The organism is Allochromatium palmeri (assembly GCF_009720725.1).
GTDB lineage: Bacteria > Pseudomonadota > Gammaproteobacteria > Chromatiales > Chromatiaceae > Thermochromatium > Thermochromatium palmeri.
This window is the reverse complement of record NZ_WNKT01000062.1, coordinates 1-15,382: the sequence shown is the minus strand read 5'-3', so window position 1 is coordinate 15,382 and position 15,382 is coordinate 1. Positions and strand designations below refer to the sequence as shown.

19 protein-coding genes and 2 pseudogenes are annotated in these 15,382 nt (G+C 63.6%); 14 read left to right on the top strand and 7 right to left on the bottom strand.

Going from position 1 to position 15,382, the window contains the following annotated elements:
• The first annotated feature begins 92 nt into the window (after positions 1–92).
• The 3 genes from GJ668_RS18270 to GJ668_RS18260 are packed head-to-tail and all read left to right on the top strand — an operon-like array spanning position 93 to position 1,871.
• On the top strand, positions 93–368 hold the full coding sequence (locus GJ668_RS18270) for a toxin-antitoxin system TumE family protein (protein ID WP_155451544.1): 276 nt from the start codon (positions 93–95) through the stop codon (positions 366–368).
• Positions 350–706: an HVO_A0114 family putative DNA-binding protein gene (locus tag GJ668_RS18265; protein WP_155451543.1), complete on the top strand. Its 357-nt coding sequence runs from the start codon at positions 350–352 to the stop codon at positions 704–706. Before GJ668_RS18270 ends, GJ668_RS18265 begins: the two co-directional genes overlap by 19 nt.
• A complete protein-coding gene (locus tag GJ668_RS18260; RefSeq protein WP_246194983.1) occupies positions 675–1,871 on the top strand; it encodes a tyrosine-type recombinase/integrase in 1,197 nt (398 codons plus the stop codon). The genes GJ668_RS18265 and GJ668_RS18260 overlap by 32 nt, the downstream gene beginning before the upstream one ends.
• 46 nt (positions 1,872–1,917) lie before the next feature.
• On the opposite strand, the gene GJ668_RS18255 is transcribed toward GJ668_RS18260, so the two are convergent.
• The 4 genes and pseudogenes from GJ668_RS18255 to GJ668_RS20750 form a co-directional block, all read right to left on the bottom strand.
• Complete coding sequence (locus tag GJ668_RS18255) at positions 1,918–2,463, bottom strand: hypothetical protein (protein ID WP_155451542.1); 546 nt, start codon at positions 2,461–2,463, stop codon at positions 1,918–1,920.
• 222 nt (positions 2,464–2,685) lie between these two features.
• Positions 2,686–3,141 carry a PIN domain-containing protein gene (locus GJ668_RS18250; protein ID WP_186343196.1) on the bottom strand — a complete coding sequence of 152 codons (456 nt, stop codon included), beginning with the start codon at positions 3,139–3,141 and terminating at the stop codon, positions 2,686–2,688.
• The gene (locus GJ668_RS18245) at positions 3,131–3,385 is read right to left on the bottom strand and encodes a UPF0175 family protein (RefSeq protein ID WP_155451540.1); all 255 of its coding nucleotides are present in this window, start codon (positions 3,383–3,385) and stop codon (positions 3,131–3,133) included. Before GJ668_RS18245 ends, GJ668_RS18250 begins: the two co-directional genes overlap by 11 nt.
• A gap of 38 nt (positions 3,386–3,423) precedes the next feature.
• A pseudogene (locus GJ668_RS20750) lies at positions 3,424–4,029 on the bottom strand (recombinase family protein).
• A 137-nt stretch (positions 4,030–4,166) separates the two neighbouring features.
• Here GJ668_RS20750 and GJ668_RS18235 point away from each other — a divergent pair.
• The 3 genes from GJ668_RS18235 (at position 4,167) to GJ668_RS18225 (ending at position 6,655) form a co-directional block, all read left to right on the top strand.
• Entirely contained in the window at positions 4,167–4,394 is a 228-nt protein-coding gene (locus tag GJ668_RS18235; protein WP_155451539.1) for a DUF4158 domain-containing protein, read from the top strand.
• 437 nt (positions 4,395–4,831) lie between these two features.
• Positions 4,832–6,427, top strand: a complete 1,596-nt coding sequence (tnpC, locus tag GJ668_RS18230) for an IS66 family transposase (protein WP_155451538.1) — start codon at positions 4,832–4,834, stop codon at positions 6,425–6,427.
• A 51-nt stretch (positions 6,428–6,478) separates the two neighbouring features.
• Complete coding sequence (locus GJ668_RS18225) at positions 6,479–6,655, top strand: ISAzo13-like element transposase-related protein (RefSeq protein WP_186343195.1); 177 nt, start codon at positions 6,479–6,481, stop codon at positions 6,653–6,655.
• Between the two features lie 21 nt (positions 6,656–6,676).
• Here the strand turns inward: GJ668_RS18225 and GJ668_RS20375 are convergent, their stop codons facing one another.
• A complete protein-coding gene (locus tag GJ668_RS20375; RefSeq protein WP_343032245.1) occupies positions 6,677–6,919 on the bottom strand; it encodes a DUF6399 domain-containing protein in 243 nt (80 codons plus the stop codon).
• Between the two features lie 53 nt (positions 6,920–6,972).
• Here GJ668_RS20375 and GJ668_RS18220 point away from each other — a divergent pair, with 53 nt between their 5' ends.
• Entirely contained in the window at positions 6,973–7,350 is a 378-nt protein-coding gene (locus GJ668_RS18220; protein WP_155451536.1) for a transposase, read from the top strand.
• Here GJ668_RS18220 and GJ668_RS18215 read toward each other — a convergent pair.
• Positions 7,302–7,991, bottom strand: coding sequence for an IS5 family transposase (locus GJ668_RS18215; protein WP_155451535.1), 690 nt, complete (start codon positions 7,989–7,991; stop codon positions 7,302–7,304). The genes GJ668_RS18220 and GJ668_RS18215 overlap by 49 nt on opposite strands.
• Positions 7,992–8,624: 633 nt before the next feature.
• Between GJ668_RS18215 and GJ668_RS18210 the strand changes: the two genes are divergently transcribed.
• The 5 genes from GJ668_RS18210 to GJ668_RS18190 are packed head-to-tail and all read left to right on the top strand — an operon-like array spanning position 8,625 to position 12,178.
• On the top strand, positions 8,625–9,335 hold the full coding sequence (locus tag GJ668_RS18210; RefSeq protein WP_246194982.1) for a glycosyltransferase: 711 nt from the start codon (positions 8,625–8,627) through the stop codon (positions 9,333–9,335).
• Positions 9,332–10,126, top strand: a complete 795-nt coding sequence (locus GJ668_RS18205) for a sterol desaturase family protein (RefSeq protein ID WP_155451534.1) — start codon at positions 9,332–9,334, stop codon at positions 10,124–10,126. Before GJ668_RS18210 ends, GJ668_RS18205 begins: the two co-directional genes overlap by 4 nt.
• Positions 10,123–10,488 (top strand): hypothetical protein, encoded by a 366-nt coding sequence (locus GJ668_RS18200; protein WP_155451533.1) that lies wholly within the window; start codon positions 10,123–10,125, stop codon positions 10,486–10,488. Before GJ668_RS18205 ends, GJ668_RS18200 begins: the two co-directional genes overlap by 4 nt.
• A gap of 16 nt (positions 10,489–10,504) precedes the next feature.
• Positions 10,505–11,470: an arsenosugar biosynthesis radical SAM (seleno)protein ArsS gene (arsS, locus tag GJ668_RS18195; protein WP_155451532.1), complete on the top strand. Its 966-nt coding sequence runs from the start codon at positions 10,505–10,507 to the stop codon at positions 11,468–11,470.
• Complete coding sequence (locus GJ668_RS18190; RefSeq protein ID WP_155451531.1) at positions 11,471–12,178, top strand: TIGR04282 family arsenosugar biosynthesis glycosyltransferase; 708 nt, start codon at positions 11,471–11,473, stop codon at positions 12,176–12,178.
• Here GJ668_RS18190 and GJ668_RS18185 read toward each other — a convergent pair.
• A pseudogene (locus GJ668_RS18185) lies at positions 12,114–12,955 on the bottom strand (DUF2867 domain-containing protein); the annotation flags it as partial. The gene GJ668_RS18190 and the pseudogene GJ668_RS18185 overlap by 65 nt on opposite strands.
• A gap of 471 nt (positions 12,956–13,426) precedes the next feature.
• On the opposite strand from GJ668_RS18185, the gene GJ668_RS18180 reads away from it, so the two are divergent.
• Together GJ668_RS18180 and GJ668_RS18175 are read left to right on the top strand one after the other, a co-directional pair.
• A complete protein-coding gene (locus GJ668_RS18180) occupies positions 13,427–14,242 on the top strand; it encodes a TonB-dependent receptor (protein ID WP_246194981.1) in 816 nt (271 codons plus the stop codon).
• 90 nt (positions 14,243–14,332) lie between these two features.
• Positions 14,333–15,382, top strand: a 1,050-nt coding sequence (locus tag GJ668_RS18175) for an MFS transporter (RefSeq protein WP_186343193.1), incomplete at its 3' end; no start/stop codon positions are given.

Below are 15,382 nucleotides of genomic sequence, written 5' to 3'. Positions count from 1 at the left end.
GCGCCAACCGAGGCTCACCGCGACGGCTTGATCGGATGCATACCACGAAAAGTTTCAAGAAGGCCTACTGGGCACTGGGAAGGAGCGTGTTTTTGTCCAAAGTCCAAAAAGATGTCACACCCGACGGGGTGCTGATCGAGTTTGTGGTGTGGCGGTTGCCGGAAGCGGTTCCGCCGTGTCGTCACCCGTTCAAGTATCGACTGGTGTTCATCGTGGATGGTCGGCGTGTCATCGGCTTCGATAACGAGCGCGGCAAGGGCGATCACCGGCACTGTGAGGGGGACGAGCAGCCCTATACCTTCGTGGATGTCGACCGGTTAATCGAGGATTTCATCGGGGAGGTCGAGCGATGGCGGCGCGAACACTGACAATTACGCTCCAACCGGATTGGCGTTCCGCGCTGCGTGCGGCGGGACACCGCGCCCAAGCGGCGCATTATCAGGGTGAGACACTGAACTTCGAGACCCCGGCGGCGTTTTTTGGGCGGTTGACGGAACGACGTTGGGCCGTGATTCAGACCCTCTTGGGAGCCGGAGCCTTGAGCGTGCGCGAGTTGTCGCGACGTCTCGGTCGGGATGTCAAGCGTGTCCATGAGGATGTGACCCTGCTCGCGGAGTTGGGTGTGATTGAGCGCACGCCCAATGGTGGCGTCATCTGCCCATTCGAGGACATCCATGTCGATCTGCGGTTACAGCGGGCCGCTTGAACGCCTTGACGCCGGCGCGATGGCCGGATTGGCGACTCCGCCCACACGCCTGCCGGCCAGTCTGGTCGAGCCGTTGTTTGCCGCTGACGGCTGGATGCAGGCTCCATCGCCGCTGATCGCCAGCGCCCTGGCCGCTGCCGCGCCCAACACCCGCCACGCCTGGTCCGCCGACTGGGGCGTGTTCCGCGACTGGTGTCTGGGACCGGCCGCACGGCATATCCCTGAGCGACATGCGCGCGTTACCCTGCCGGTCGCCCCCGAACTGCTGGCCCATTTCATCCGCGATCAGACCACCGGTGCAGGCACGGCCGATGGTCGACCCCGGCGCCTGACGACGCTGCGGCGCTATCTGAGCACGCTCGCCACCCTGCATCGCCTGCTGGAGCTTCCCGATCCGACCAAGCATCCGCTGGTGACGAACACCGTCAAGGCTCAGGCACGCGGCAGCGGTGGCGCCGGACAGGCCGCGCCACTGCGCTGGAGCCAGATCACGGCCATTGTGCCGCTCCTGCCCGACACGCTCGCCGGGTGGCGGGATCGGGCATTGCTGGCCGTCGGGCACAACACGCTTGCGCGCCGCGCTGAACTCGTGGCCCTCGATGTCGAAGACCTGGATTGGCTCGATGAGGGCGTGGCGACCGTGGCCTTGCGTCCGACCAAGACCGACCTGGAGGCGCGCGTGGACGTGCGCTATCTGAGTCCGCCCGCCACCGCTCTGGTGCGCGGCTGGCTGGAGCGGTCGGGGCTGGAGGACGGGCCGCTGTTCACCCGAATGCAGCGCAATGGTCAGGCGCGGTTGTTGGGTCGGTCCCACGGGCAACGGCTCGGGGTGTCCGCCGTCAACGACATCCTCAAGGAGGCCGTGGGGCGGCTGGCCGAGTCGCGTGGAGAGCTGGTGATCCCGCCCGAGACGCCCGAGTCCGAGCGCTCCGCGCAGTGGCGTGCCCAGGCCGCCGACTGGTCGGGGCATTCCTTGCGCGTGGGCGCGGCTCAGGACATGGCGGCGCTGGGTGTGGAGACGGCGGCGATCCTGCAAGCGGGCGGCTGGAAGGACGTGCGCATGATCAAGCGCTATCTGCGGCAGCTCTCGGCGCTCGAAGGCGGGATGGCGCAGTGGTGGGCGGCGCAGCGCTCATCACCGGCCAATCCAGGCGACGGGCGCTGAGTGGAGCCGCACAGTGAGAAAAATTTACATGTTCCCGAGCCTGACCCTACTCGTGTCCAGGAAGCCGCCCTTGGATCAGCTGACCCTCGATCGCGCTCTGCTTGCCAGCCTCGCCTTCGATAATTGAGGACAATAGGCTGTAACCGACCTTCCATCGTGTCGTACCAACCAGCACACCAGCTGTCTTCGGATTCAGTTTGATCACCTCTCCGAAAAACTCATTGCCCTTGCGGTCCTTGAACACCACCCTGTCGCCGATCTTGAGGCTGTTTCGGTCGAGTTTCCCCGAGGGGTTCGAGATCGCAACATCAGCGCGATCAAGGTTGATGAAGTAGAAGGGGATGTTCCAAAGCTTGCCGTCGTGGTGATTTCTGACCAAAACCTTCGTGCGTTTCAGCTCGACGATGCTCGCCTCGATCAGCCGATTCTGCTCTGCCTCGAAGTACTCGATATCCTGCCCCACCCTCAACGAATGCTTGATCTGCCTGAGTCTTGCAGGATCTTCCAAGCGGCGGTGAATGGCTTGCTGGAGGCGATAGAGTTCGAACAGGGACGCCTTGTTTAGCACTTCGAGGATCTGAGAATAGTTCATTCGATGCACTCGCTGTCAGGATAGATGCAGATCAGCTTATCAGGACTGACAGCCCAAACGCCCCTTTCTCAGGGGCGCCGCTTGCACTCACCCGTTGCTGAGCGCCCCTTGGCCAAGCTGGCTGAACTGTAATACGGGTCTGGTCAGGATACGTGCAAATTTCTACAATCTCGGTCGTCGACGCGCTACTCCCCAACCTTGCGCAGGAGTCGCTGGACGATGTCATCGGAGACGTAGAGTCCAGTTTCCCGTCGGTAGTTGCTGGACAATCGGCGCAGCGCGATCGATTAGGCCCGCTGCCTTCGCTCGCCCCACAACGCCAAGGGTGCCGATGATCGCGAGTCCCATGGCCTTTGCACAGCGCCTGGCTTCCAGGTCGTCGATGACAACGCGGTCGGTGCCATGCATGACGGCCTGGCTGATGACTTGGGTTTCGCCAGGCCCTAGATCCCAGCTCAGGATGTTCGCCGGTGGATCTTCGTCGTCCACGACGCTCGCGCACGCCAGCGACATCAACGCCTGAACCGTGCGCCGGCCGTCCGATTTGGCACTGACCTCTCGAATCACCGCTCTGGGTACCGCGATATCGCTCGCCAAGGCGCCGAGCAGCTGCACCTGCTCGACCTTGCCGAGCAAGATCAACGGCGAGGCATTGACGACCCAGCGTTTAGTCGCCATGGATTTCGTCGGCCAGCTCATCAGCCGTGACTTGGCAAGCCGGGATCTTGCGATGGTGGAGTTCTTGCAGGAACTCGGCTCGGGTCAGGTTGGCCAGCTCGGCGGCCTTTCCCTGCGAGACGATGCCTTGGGCGTACCACTGAACCGCTGCGGCAACGCGCATCTCGCGGGCGAATTCGCTGGGCGCCAAACGCAACGCGCCGAAGGCGGATACATCGAAGTCAAATGTGATCGTGGTCGTCATGGGTGTACTCGTGGTTGTTACCGCTTCAGGTGAGTTCGTCAAGGTTCCGGATTCGGAGCTGGTCCATGCACGACACGCTGCACGGTACTGACACCGATGCCCAGCTCACGGGCGATCCGCTTGATGCCCTTGCCCTGACGGCGTTCGGCTCGGATCCTGGCCTCGACGACCTTGGACGTACGCGGTCGCCCAAGGGGTTTGCCCTGTGCCCGCGCACGCTGGAGTCCGGCACGCACCCGCTCGCGAATCATGGCCCGCTCGAACTCGGCAAACACGCCGCACATCTGGAACATCGCCTGGCCGGTGGCGGTTGTGGTGTCGATCCCTTGTTAGTGTAAGTACAGATCGACACCTTTGGTCTGTAGATCCGACAACAGCGCCACAAGTTGCTGCAACGACCGCCCCAGCCTATCGACCGACCACGCCATCACCAGGTCGATCTCCCGCCGGACGATGGCCTCGTAGAGCCGGTCGTATCCCGGTCTCCGATCTCGTCCCTTCGCACCACTGAGGCCGTGGTCGATGTACTCGGCGGCGATGTGCCAATGCATGCGATCGGCGACGGCTCTCAACGCTTGGAGCTGATTGTCCGGTGTCTGCTCCCCGGTCGAGACGCACGCATAGATGGCCACCTGCTTGCTCATGGGTCTGAGCTTATACGAAAAACAGTTGTTTTTGGTGCCCTCTGAGGCTTTCGCGTAAGCCCCTGAAAACGCGAGGCTCAAATTGGCCGATTGTGCTGGGGATTTCCGTACCCCCCGACCAAAGGACTCAAGCGCCCATGGCCTCAATCGAGCGCACCGCCTATCCACGCTTCCCCCAAGTACTCAGCGACCAGGAGCTCGATGCCCGCTTTGGTCCGACGGTTGAGGAAACCGAGCTGATGGGTCGGGAGTGCCTGGGCGATGAGGCGCGGTTGACGTTTCTCGTCCTGCTCAAATCTCGGCAGCAGCTCGGCTACTTCCCGTTGTTGGACGAAGCCTTGATCCTGACGGGACGCCGCACTTAAGGCGATTTCCGAATAAAAGTTTACCTGTTGGGCTAAGCTGTAGGCGGCTGATCTGACACAAATGAGGAACTCCCGATGCCGAGTCTAACCGAACCGAGCGTGCCGACGTTGACCGCCACGCACATCGAAGATTTACAGCTGGCCAGCTCCAAACTGACGGGGTCCAAGCGTCGGGCGTTTCAAGCCGAGATGACGCTGAAATACGGCGCTGGTCGGGCTCGGCAAGCCGAACGCGTGTTCGGTTGGGGGCGCCGGACGGTCGAACTGGGCCTGCATGAACAGCGCACAGGAATCGAATGCCTGGGGGCGCAGGAGTTGTGCTGTGGCCAACCGTTGTGGGAGGACAGTAGCCGTACATAGACCCCCTTGACCGCAGCCACCCAACCAGACCAGGATGAGCCCATCTTCGCCGCCCGATGAAACCGCGCACCTGACCGATGCATCTCAGCGACCACAGCCTCAGCCAGCTTGATGAAGCCTACGTCCTGACTTTGGACGAGGGACGGCTGCGTGGTCTGTCGCTGCGACTGTTGGATGATCTCAAGGAAGCGCGCGAACGGTTGCGGCAGAATCCGACCAACAGTTCTCGCCCGCCCAGCAGCCGTGCGCCCTGGGAGCGTCCCTCGGCGGGAGATGAGAAGGCGCCGGACGAAGCGGAGGACGACGCGGCAGCGGACGAGGACGAGGACGACGCGAGCACCTCCCCGGAGGATCCGCCCGGAACCCCCGATGCGCACGCCTCCGAGCGCGATTCGACCGGCACCAAGCCGCCCAAACCCAAACGCAAACCCGGCAAGCAACCTGGCGCGCCCGGCTTCGGGCGCACCCAGGTTCTGCAGGCGCAGGAGACGCGCCACCATCATCCCGGCGTCTGCGAGGCCTGCGCCGAGGCGCTGCCGGGAGACGCGCCCAGTGTCGCCTACGCCGGCTTCCAGTCGATCGATCTGGTGTGGGGCGATCCCGCGCAACCGGGCCTGCGCTTGCAGGTCACCGACCATCGTTTTTATGACAGCGCCTGTTGCTGCGGTCATCACACGCGCGCACGCCCCGGCGAAGGGCTGGTCGAGGATCCGACCTTGGAACCGGTGGCCTTGAGCGAATGGCGTCTGGTCGGGCCGGGACTGGCGACCTTGATCGTGGCGCTGCATCTGCGCTTTCGGATGTCGCGGCGGCGGATGCGGGAGTTTCTCCACGACTGGCTCGGGTTGACGCTAGGTGTCGGCACCCTGGATCGCACCCTGCGCGAGGCCGCCGCGGCGGCGGCACCGCTGGAGAAGGAATTGATCAAAGCGGTGGTGGACAGCAACCTGCTGCATGCCGATGAGACCTCTTGGCCGCAAGGCGCCGAGTTGCTGTGGCTGTGGGTCTTCACCAGTGCCACCGTCACCCTGTTCGTGGTCGCCAGCCGGGGGCGCGAGGTCCTCGATCGCATCCTGCCGGGGTTCGCCGGCTGGTTGATGAGCGATGGCTGGCAGGTGTATCGCCATCTGCCCCAACGGCTGCGCTGCTGGGCGCACCTCACGCGCAAGGCGCAGGGGTTGATCGACAGCTACGATCACGATGCCCAAGCCTTCGGGCGTCAGGTCCAAAGCGCCTTCGAGACCCTGATGGGCGCCATCCATGCCGCGCGCGAGGGGCCGCCGGTCGATCTGCGGCACATCCACGCCAAGTTGCTGGCCGAGCTGCATGCCGCGTGCGTGCGTCGGCTCGGGCACCGCCACGCCAAGACGCGCGCCTTGGCCGTGGAGCTCTGGAACGACTGGGACGCCATCTTTCGGGTGCTGGACAATCCCCAGTGGCCGATCACCAACAACGACGCCGAGCGCGCGCTGCGCCATTGGGTGATCGCGCGACGCATCATGATGGGCACGCGCTGCGAGGCCGGGTCACGCACCTTCACCTTGCTGGCCAGCGTGATCGAAACCTGTCGCAAACGCGGTCATGCGCCTTGGCACTATCTGGCCGGTGTGATCGCTGAGCGCCGTGCCGGTCGCGCGGCAACTCCGCTGCCGACTCCAATGCCAGGTCTATGAACGGCTACGGAGGACAAGCATCCGGAGGCGGCGGCCCTGTTGTGGAAATTGGTGGACTCACAGTCCCAACAAGATCCGACGTTTCGCACCCCGTTGTGCTACACGCGCTTGACGGCGGCCGAGGCACTGAAGCAGCTACGCCAACAGGGCGTCGCCGAGGAGGCTCTGCCCGCGCCCAGCACGATGGCCCTGGTACTCAACCGTAACGGTTACCGGCTGCGGCCTTGATCATAACCTCGTCCACCCCGCTCACGCGGCCATTGGCGTCAGGTAAGAGACCTTCGCCGCACGCGCTCGTCGTTGGCGTGGCCGTGGTGGCAGAGGCACCCGCTCAAGCAGCTGCTCGAACAAGGGCGGCGGCGCGCGGCCAAAGAAACGCTCAGCGGCGGTGGTCTGATCCGCACGGCGGATGTAGAAGTTGTGCACGGCGGTCAGCGCAGCGAGCTTGCGTGAGCTCAGACGATGGCACCCGTGGGGCGTTGGTGCATAAATCCGCCGATCCCTGCTAAGCTGACCATCGTTTTACCTTTCAGCAAGCCACAGATATGCCATCCACGGACCAGACCAGCGAAGCCCCAGCCACCAAGAAGGCGACCTATCGGATCACCAACTGGCCAGAGTACGACCGGGCACTGGTGGCGCGCGGAGACATCACCTTCTGGTTTAACCAGGAAGCGATCACCCAGCGCTGGATGCCGGCGCCAACGGGCAAACGCGGTGCGCCGTGGCGCTACTCGGACTGGTCCATCCAGACGTTGTTGGTATTGAAGCAAGTGTTCCACCTGCCGTATCGTTCGCTGGAAGGGTTTGGCCGTTCCCTGAGGCATTGGTGCATAAAGAAACAGAAGGGCAGGATTCCCCTTTCCCCATTTTCTCAGGACACAGCGACCCCAACCCGGACCGACACCGGCATCCCCAGGTAGGTCATCCTGTTCATGGCCGCGATTTGCGCCTGGACCTCGTTCACCTGGGAGTCGAAAAGGCGTGAGTCTACTCCTTCCCCGAAGAGTTGCTTGAGGCGGTACATGGCGTTTTCGGCGAGACTGCGATGGTGGTAGCCCGTGTCTTTCTTCCACTGCGACAGTCCCTTCTCCTGAATCGCGGCGAGTGCTTGCGTACGCGGGTGATCGGCGTCCCAGGCCACCGCGTTTTCTCGGGGCGGGACGACCAACGTCGCCTGGTGTTGTGCCGCCACCTCATAGGCCTCGCGGGTATCGTAAGCCCCATCGGCATCGATCTGTTCAATGACCCCGTCGACTTGATCCACGAGATCCCCAAAGACCTCGCCATCCGTCCAAGCGGGCGTCGTGACCTCTACGCCAATGACGTCCTTGGCGTGCGCATCGACCGCCAGATGAACCTTGAGCCAGGTGCGCCGCTTCCCGGCGCCGTGTTGGCGCACCTTCCATTCCCCCTCGCCAAACACCTTCAGTCCGGTCGAGTCCACCACCACATGGATCGGCTCCGTGCGCTCCTGGCGGGGGATTTGAACCGCCAACGTCCTCACCCGGCGCGACAGGTGCGTGTGATCCGGAATCGGCAGATCCAACCCCATCACATGCATCAGGGAACGACGCAGGTAATTCTATTCACCCACCATCGCAGCGTCGTCGACCAGGCGCAAGGTCTGAAAGAGGCTGATCGTCGCGTGTTCGTGCACACGTTGAACGAATCGACGGCCGAGTCGGGTGCAAGGCAAAACCCATAGGGGGCTTGATGAGCACAGAAGATCGCTTGAATCAGGCGCTCAAGCTGTTTCTTATGGAACGACGTTTCGACCGAACTGTTGCGCTCGATCAAGGACTCCATCCGTGTCATTGGCTTTTCAGAAAATAGACCGATATCTTGCCAAGAACGCACCCTACAAGGAAACAACGAAGGCGACCGCCGATGAAGCGTTACAACGAATCGTTCTAACCATCGAATGAGGCCCAATCGCTGTGGCGAGTTTCTCTTCCTGTACGACAAGATCAAGCAAGCGCGCGCCTGGGCTGACGCGACCAAACGGTGTCACCGCTCGGATAGAGCCCGTACCTGTCGCCACACAAGAGGCGCTCGGTCGCTACGGTACAGTCGATGCCGTGGCCACGGCAATCGCCGTACTTCATCGGACGCGGCGGCTTGGATCAACGGGGTCTTGCCGGGTGTGGATGTAGGATTCACATGCAAGCGGCCGGTGGCTCGCGGCTGAGCCGATATGATGCCTCGCCTGTCGATCGTTATCCCCACCCGACGCCTCGGCGACGATCTCCGGGCGCGCCTGCCGTCGATCGCGAAAGCATTTCCCCAGGCCGAGGTCTTCATCGTGGAGCCCGACGACCTCGAGACCGACCCGGCATCGCCCGCCCTCCCGGCCGGGGTGTCACGGCTGCGCGGGCCGCGCGGTCGCGGAACCCAGATCAATCGCGGGGTGCTCGCCGCCACAGGTGAGCTCTTGATGTTACTGCACGACGACACTGACTTGCCCCCGGGTGCCGCATCGGCGATCGAGTCCGCCTTCGCCGATCCGCGCATTGCCATGACCTGCTTCAGACTCCGCTTCGACCGACCCCATTGGCTGCTCGCCACCTATGGCTGGTTCTCAGGCTTCGACTCCGTCTGGACCACCTTCGGCGACCAGGCGATGGTCGTGCGTCGATCTGTGCTGGACGCCGTCGGCGGTCTGCCGGACTGGCCGCTGTATGAGGACGTGGAACTGGCCCGGCGCGTGCGCCGGGTCGGGCGAATCAGCAAGCTGCTGCTGGCTGTGACGACCTCGTCGGTGCGCTACCAGACCAATGGGATCGTGCGTCAGCAGCTGGCCAATGGCCTCGCGATCACCCGGTTCCTTCTCGGCGCCTCGCCATGGCGGTTGGCGGCCGAGTATGAAGGTTGCCGGCCGGCGCCGCCTGCCGGGGGATCCAAATGACGTTGGACACCTGGGTCGGGCTGATCGTCTTGGCCATCCTCTTTCTACTCGAAGGCCGGCGGCCATTCGACACCGGTCGGCGGCACCGCCTGCGACATGGTGCACGCAATCTGAGTCTCGCCTTGGTGAGCGGTCTGGTCGGTGCGGCGATGACACCCCTGTTGGTGTTGTCGATGACGGTTGCCGATGGGCATGGGTGGGGCCTGCGCCACTGGCTCGGCCTCGAGGGCTGGCCGGGGATCGTGACGGTTCTCGTCCTGTTCGATCTGTGGATGTACCTTTGGCATCGGGCAAACCACAGGGTCGCCTGGCTATGGCGGCTGCATCGGGTACACCATACCGACACCGCCATGGATACAACCACGGCCCTGCGCTTCCATCCAGGCGAGATCCTGCTCTCCAGTCTGGCCAATGGCGCGGTGCTGGCCATGCTCGGCATGACACTCCATGCCTTCGTCGTCTACAAGGCCGTCATGGTCGCCGTGATTCTCTTCCATCACAGCAATGTGTCCGTGCCGACGCGTCTCGATCGGATCTTTGGGGTGCTGCTCGTGCCGCCGTCGATGCACCGCGTCCACCACTCGGAGCAACGCAACGAAACCGATTCCAACTACGGCACCATCTTCTCCGTCTGGGACCGCGTGTTTCGGTCCTTTCGAAGCCGTGCCGATCAGCACGCGATCCGTTTCGGTATCGGGCAGTTTGGGGACGACGGCTGGCAGCGTCCGCTACGGCTCTTTTTACTGCCGCTGGTCTCAGACCATTCCATCCAGACCGAGGCCCAGCGATGACAGACCGCCCAACCCTGATTTTCGTCTACAACGCCGACGGCGGTCTATTCAATACCATGGCCGACGCGGCGCATAAAATCTTCGCCCCGAGCAGCTATGAATGCGCTTTGTGCAAGATCACTCATGGCTGGATCAGCGAGCGCTGCGAATGGCGCGCCTTCCTTGAGAGCCTCGACCAGGATGTCGAAATCATGCACCGCGATCAGTTTCGCGCTCGCTTTCCGGAGCTCGACATCGCCTTGCCGGCCGTTCTCCGTCACCACGGAGGCCGGCCCGAGGTCTGTGTCGCGGCCGAGACGCTCCGTGCCTGCGTTGGGCTTCAGCCGCTGATCGAGCGGGTGCGCGCCCAATGTCTCTGCTGAAACGCCCTCACCCGTCATGCACCAGACACTCCCATACCTGATCGACAGCGATTTTCCCAGCGTCCGCCGCGGTCCCGTCAAGACCCTCCAGGTCAACCTGGGCTACCGCTGCAACCTATCCTGCATCCATTGCCATGTCGCTGCGGGGCCAAAGCGCACCGAGCAGATGGATCGGGAAACCGTCGATACGGTCATCGCCGTGCTCAAGACAGGTCGGATCGAGACCCTGGATCTGACCGGGGGCGCCCCCGAGCTTAATCCGTACTTCCGGGACTTGGTTCGCCGCGCCCGCAGCCTCGGTGTGCACGTCATCGATCGGTGTAATCTGACCATCCTGCTGGAGGCCGAGCAGTCCGATCTGGCGGCCTTTTTAGCCGAGCAGCAGGTCGAGATCATCGCTTCACTCCCCTGTTACCTGGAAGAGAATGTCGACCGACAGCGGGGCAAGGGCGTCTATGCCGACAGTATCCAGGGGCTCAAGCGGCTCAACGACCTGGGCTATGGCCGCAGTGACACGGGGCGCATCCTGAACCTGATCTACAATCCGCAGGGACCGGTCCTGCCGCCGCCCCAATGCACGCTGGAGCATGACTACAAGGAACGACTCCGCGCCGATCACGGCATCGTCTTTGATCGGCTGTTTACGCTGGCCAACATGCCGATCCAGCGCTTCGGCAGTCTGCTGATCTCCACCGGCCAGTTTGACGATTATCTCTCATTGCTCAAGGCGACCCATCGCGACGAAAACCTCGCCACGGTGATGTGCCGCGACCTCATCAGTATCGACTGGCAGGGCTATGTCTATGATTGCGACTTCAACCAGATGCTGGGGCTACCCTTGCGGCTGAATGGGCCGTCGCGCCTACACCTGCGAGACTTGGACCTGAACCATCTGGACGGCTGTCCGATCCAGGTCGCCGACCACTGTTATGGCTGCACCGCTGGGCAGGGCTCAAGCTGCTCCGGCGCCCTGATGGACTGAATGGACGCCCAGATCGACGCACGCCTGCTGGTCTTCACGCGCGCGCCAATCCCTGGCCAGGTCAAGACCCGACTCATCCCGGCGCTTGGTGCGGTCGGTGCCGCGGATCTTCATCGACGCCTGACCGAGGAGGTTCTGCGGCGGCTGTGTGCGCTGCCAATGATCGTGGTCGAACTCTGGATCACGTCGCAACCCAGCCATCCGTTCTTCGTCGGTCTGGCCCAGCGCTGGCCGCTGGAGTTGCGCGTGCAGCCGTCTGGTGATCTGGGCGCGCGCATGGAGTTCGCCGCCCGCGCCGCGCTGGACCGTACCGGAAAAGTGATCCTGCTCGGCACCGACTGTCCCGAACTGAGCCAGGATCACATAAGAACGGTGATTGAGCGATTGGACGACGACGAGGCTGTCATTGGCCCAGCCGTCGACGGCGGGTATGTGCTGCTGGGTCTGCGTCGAGTCGCCGCGCCCCTGTTCCGGGACGTCCCCTGGGGCAGTGACCGCGTCGCCGACATCACCCGGTCCCGACTCCGGGCGCTTGGCTGGAGTTGGTCCGAGCTGCCACCGCTGCATGACATCGACCGGCCATCCGACTTGACGCATCTGGATCCGGAACTGCGGGTCGATCAGGAGGCGATCCGCCCAGTTGCTACAGCGTGTCGGCCGAATGGCGGCGGGTCCGGGCCTCGGCGCGTCGGCAGATCTCGCGGGTAAGCCCGCTGAATATCACTCGATGCGCGGGTGCGCGGGAGAACCAATACAGCAGTCCCCAAACCCCGGCCGGGTGCCAGTAGGCCGTGGCGGTCAACCGCGAGCCGCCTCCCGGGCGCGGCTCCAGCTCGAACTCCAGCACCCCGGACCCAGGCGCCCGCATCCCGAAGGCTAGCGTGAGCCGCCGCTCCGGCTCGGCGCCGATCACCGTCCAGTAATCGATCTGATCTCCCACTCGGACGTCCTGCGGGTGGCGACGCCCGCGCCTCAGCCCCGGCCCGCCGACCGCCCAGTCCATCCACTCCCGCAGCGCCCATAGACCGTTCAGGTAGTAGTAGCGGTTGTCCCCGCCGATGGCCGCGACCTGGCGCCAAACCTCGGCCGGCTCCACTGAGGTTTCTGCGCTGCCGGAGGCCCGCTTGGCATAGAGGCATAGTCGATGTGATGCGCGCGCACGGCGAAGACTCCTTCGGTCCAACGGGTGACGACACAGCCACGACGCTCGATGGCGAAAGCCGCCTCGACCGCCTCGCGGAAGCTCAGTAGGCGCTGGGGCACCAAGCCGCGGAGCGCGGCGTCGTCGGCCTCGAAATCGTGTCTCAGCCCCTCAATCAGGGCTCGAGCGATATTGGTCGGAACCGATGTGACGAAACGCAGCCAGTAGGACGAGAGTCGCGGCGACAGGACGGGTACTGGAAGGATCCAGGGCGGGCGCCGGCCGGCGGCTACCGCGAGCGTGCGCATCATGTCCGCATAGGTCAGGGATTCCGGGCCGGCCGACTTACTCCCCATAGGCACGGCGATTCCACAAGAATTCTCCACGACGATTGCCCCCCTCGGATGAATAGAACCTAAACCTCATCACCGATCAGTGACTCACGGGCCATGAAAGGCGGCAACGGGAGGTCGTTTTGAAGGTACCGCTCTAAGCGACGAAGGCCGCGGGTAGACCATGAGACCAGGCGGCGATAGAGTTTCTTGACGCTCCAATGCTTGGGGTCGTGTTGCGCCCGGACTTTTTCAAGGGATGTCGGATGGTTCAGCGCGGCGAAACCGTTCTACCGCAGATTGACTCCGTCGTAGCGGGACTTACACTCGATGATACGGCGATTCAGCGCCGATTCTTCCTTAATTTTCACACTGGATATCACCATCATGGGCCGGCTTCGATCATCATTCATATCACTGATCCTGGGCGTGTTGCTGGTGAGCGGAACCAGCCTTGCGCAGCCCGACATGGATTCCTGGCGCATGCGTCTGGATACCGGTGCCGCGCATCGATGGCAGACCGATATCGATGATGGCGGCCAGGTGGAGCGGGATACCCTGTCGATGCGTCTCGCCGTTGATAAGGCGGTGGCCCCGGATCTGCGTCTTGGTCTTGCCGCCGGCCATGGCGAGCGCCGCTATCGGTTTGACGGTGAAACGGGCTTTGGCGCCTTAAAGCCCTGGTCGAACGTCCGTGAACTGCGACTGAGCGGCAGCCTGAACTGGACAGTGGACGAGCGCTGGAATCTCTTCGCGATGCCGACGATCCGCTGGTTTGCCGAGGAGGGCGCCGACCTCAGCGACGGTCAGATCAGTGGCCTGATTGCCGCCGCGAGCTATCGGGTGAATGATCGCCTCAGCCTTGGGCCGGGATTTGGCCTCTTCTCCGAGCTGGAAGGCGAGGTCGATTGGTTTCCGATCCTGGCGATTGACTGGAAGCTCACCGATACCCTGGCGCTACGCACCGGCAGTGGCTTTGCAGCCACCGAGGGGCCGGGACTCGTGTTGGACTGGCAGCCCTTAGAGCACTGGTCGCTGTTGCTCGGTGCGCGTTACGAGAAAGCGCGCTTCAGGCTCGATGACAAGGGTGTTGCAGCGGGGGGCGTTGGCCAAGAGACCGCCGTGCCGGTGTATTTTGGGGCGACTCGGCACTTTGGCCGCCAGTTGCGCCTGAGTCTGATCGCCGGCGTCGAGTTTTCCGGCGAGCTACGGCTTGAGGATGCCGATGGCAGACTGATCGACAAGACCCGCTACGACCCGGCCCCCTTTGGTATCGCTACGCTTGGTCTTCTCTTTTGATGTGAGGGGGCAGCGCACGCCTTGATCAGAATGGATGAGCACTCATCGAGCAGACCTCGGCAAAGACCCTGGCGGACCTTGACCGCCGCGATGCTGCTCAATAGCGGATTGGGGACGCTCTACGCTTGGAGTGTCTTCCTCGCTCCTTATGAAGCCGCACTCGGACTGACGCGCGATCAGACGAGCCTGGTCTTTTCGACCGCCACCTTTTGTTTCGTCGCCGCGATGTTCAGCGCCCCCTGGGTACAGGCCCGGCTGACGGCATCGCGTGTCGCCGTATTGAGCGGGGTCATGGCCGCCGTGGGTCTGGCGCTGGCCGGGGCCGCACAGACGCCGACGATGGTCATCGCCGGCTACGGGTTGCTCTTTGGCACCGCGAACGGACTCGGTTATGCGCTGGCTTTGCAGGTCGTCGGGCAGGCCTTCAGCGCGCGACGTGGACTGGCGATGGGCTGCGTCGTGGCGGCCTATGCCTTGGGGGCCGCCATCACCACGCCCTGGCTGATCTGGGGCTTAGCGAGCTTCGGTCTGCGTCTCACGCTGTTTGCACTCGCCTTCAGTGTGTTGGTACCGGCACTGATCGGCGCGCTCTTGCTGCGTGATACTGGCCGAGTCGGCTTGAAGCCGGCTGCAGGCCGCTTCACCTGGCCGCTACGGACCGGCGAGTCAGGCCATTTTGCCCGACTGTGGCTGGGCTTCATGCTCGGTGCGTCCGCCGGACTGTTGATGATCGGTCATGCGGCCGGTCTCGTCGAAACGGCTGGTGGAACGATGACGCTGATTGCGCTCGGTCCGGTCGCCGTGAGCCTGGGCAATGGCGCTGGTCGGATCGCCGCCGGCTGGCTCGCCGACCGATTCCCGATACGCTGGGTCATGACCGGTGCCACGACGCTGGGGGCGGCCGCTTTTTGTGTGAGCGCGCTCAGTCCAACCGCGTCGACACTGGTGGTGGGGCTGGGTATCGTCGGGATCGTTTACGGCGTCCTGGCGGCGGCCTATCCCATCGCCGTAGCCGAGTATTTTGGCACGGATCGCGTGGCGGCGGTCTTTGGCGTCCTGTTCACCAGCAATTCTAAATTTGCCCCCGCTTCGCGCCCGCGCGGCGTGCGGGCGGTGGCCGCGCTGGCTCAAGGGCCTCCA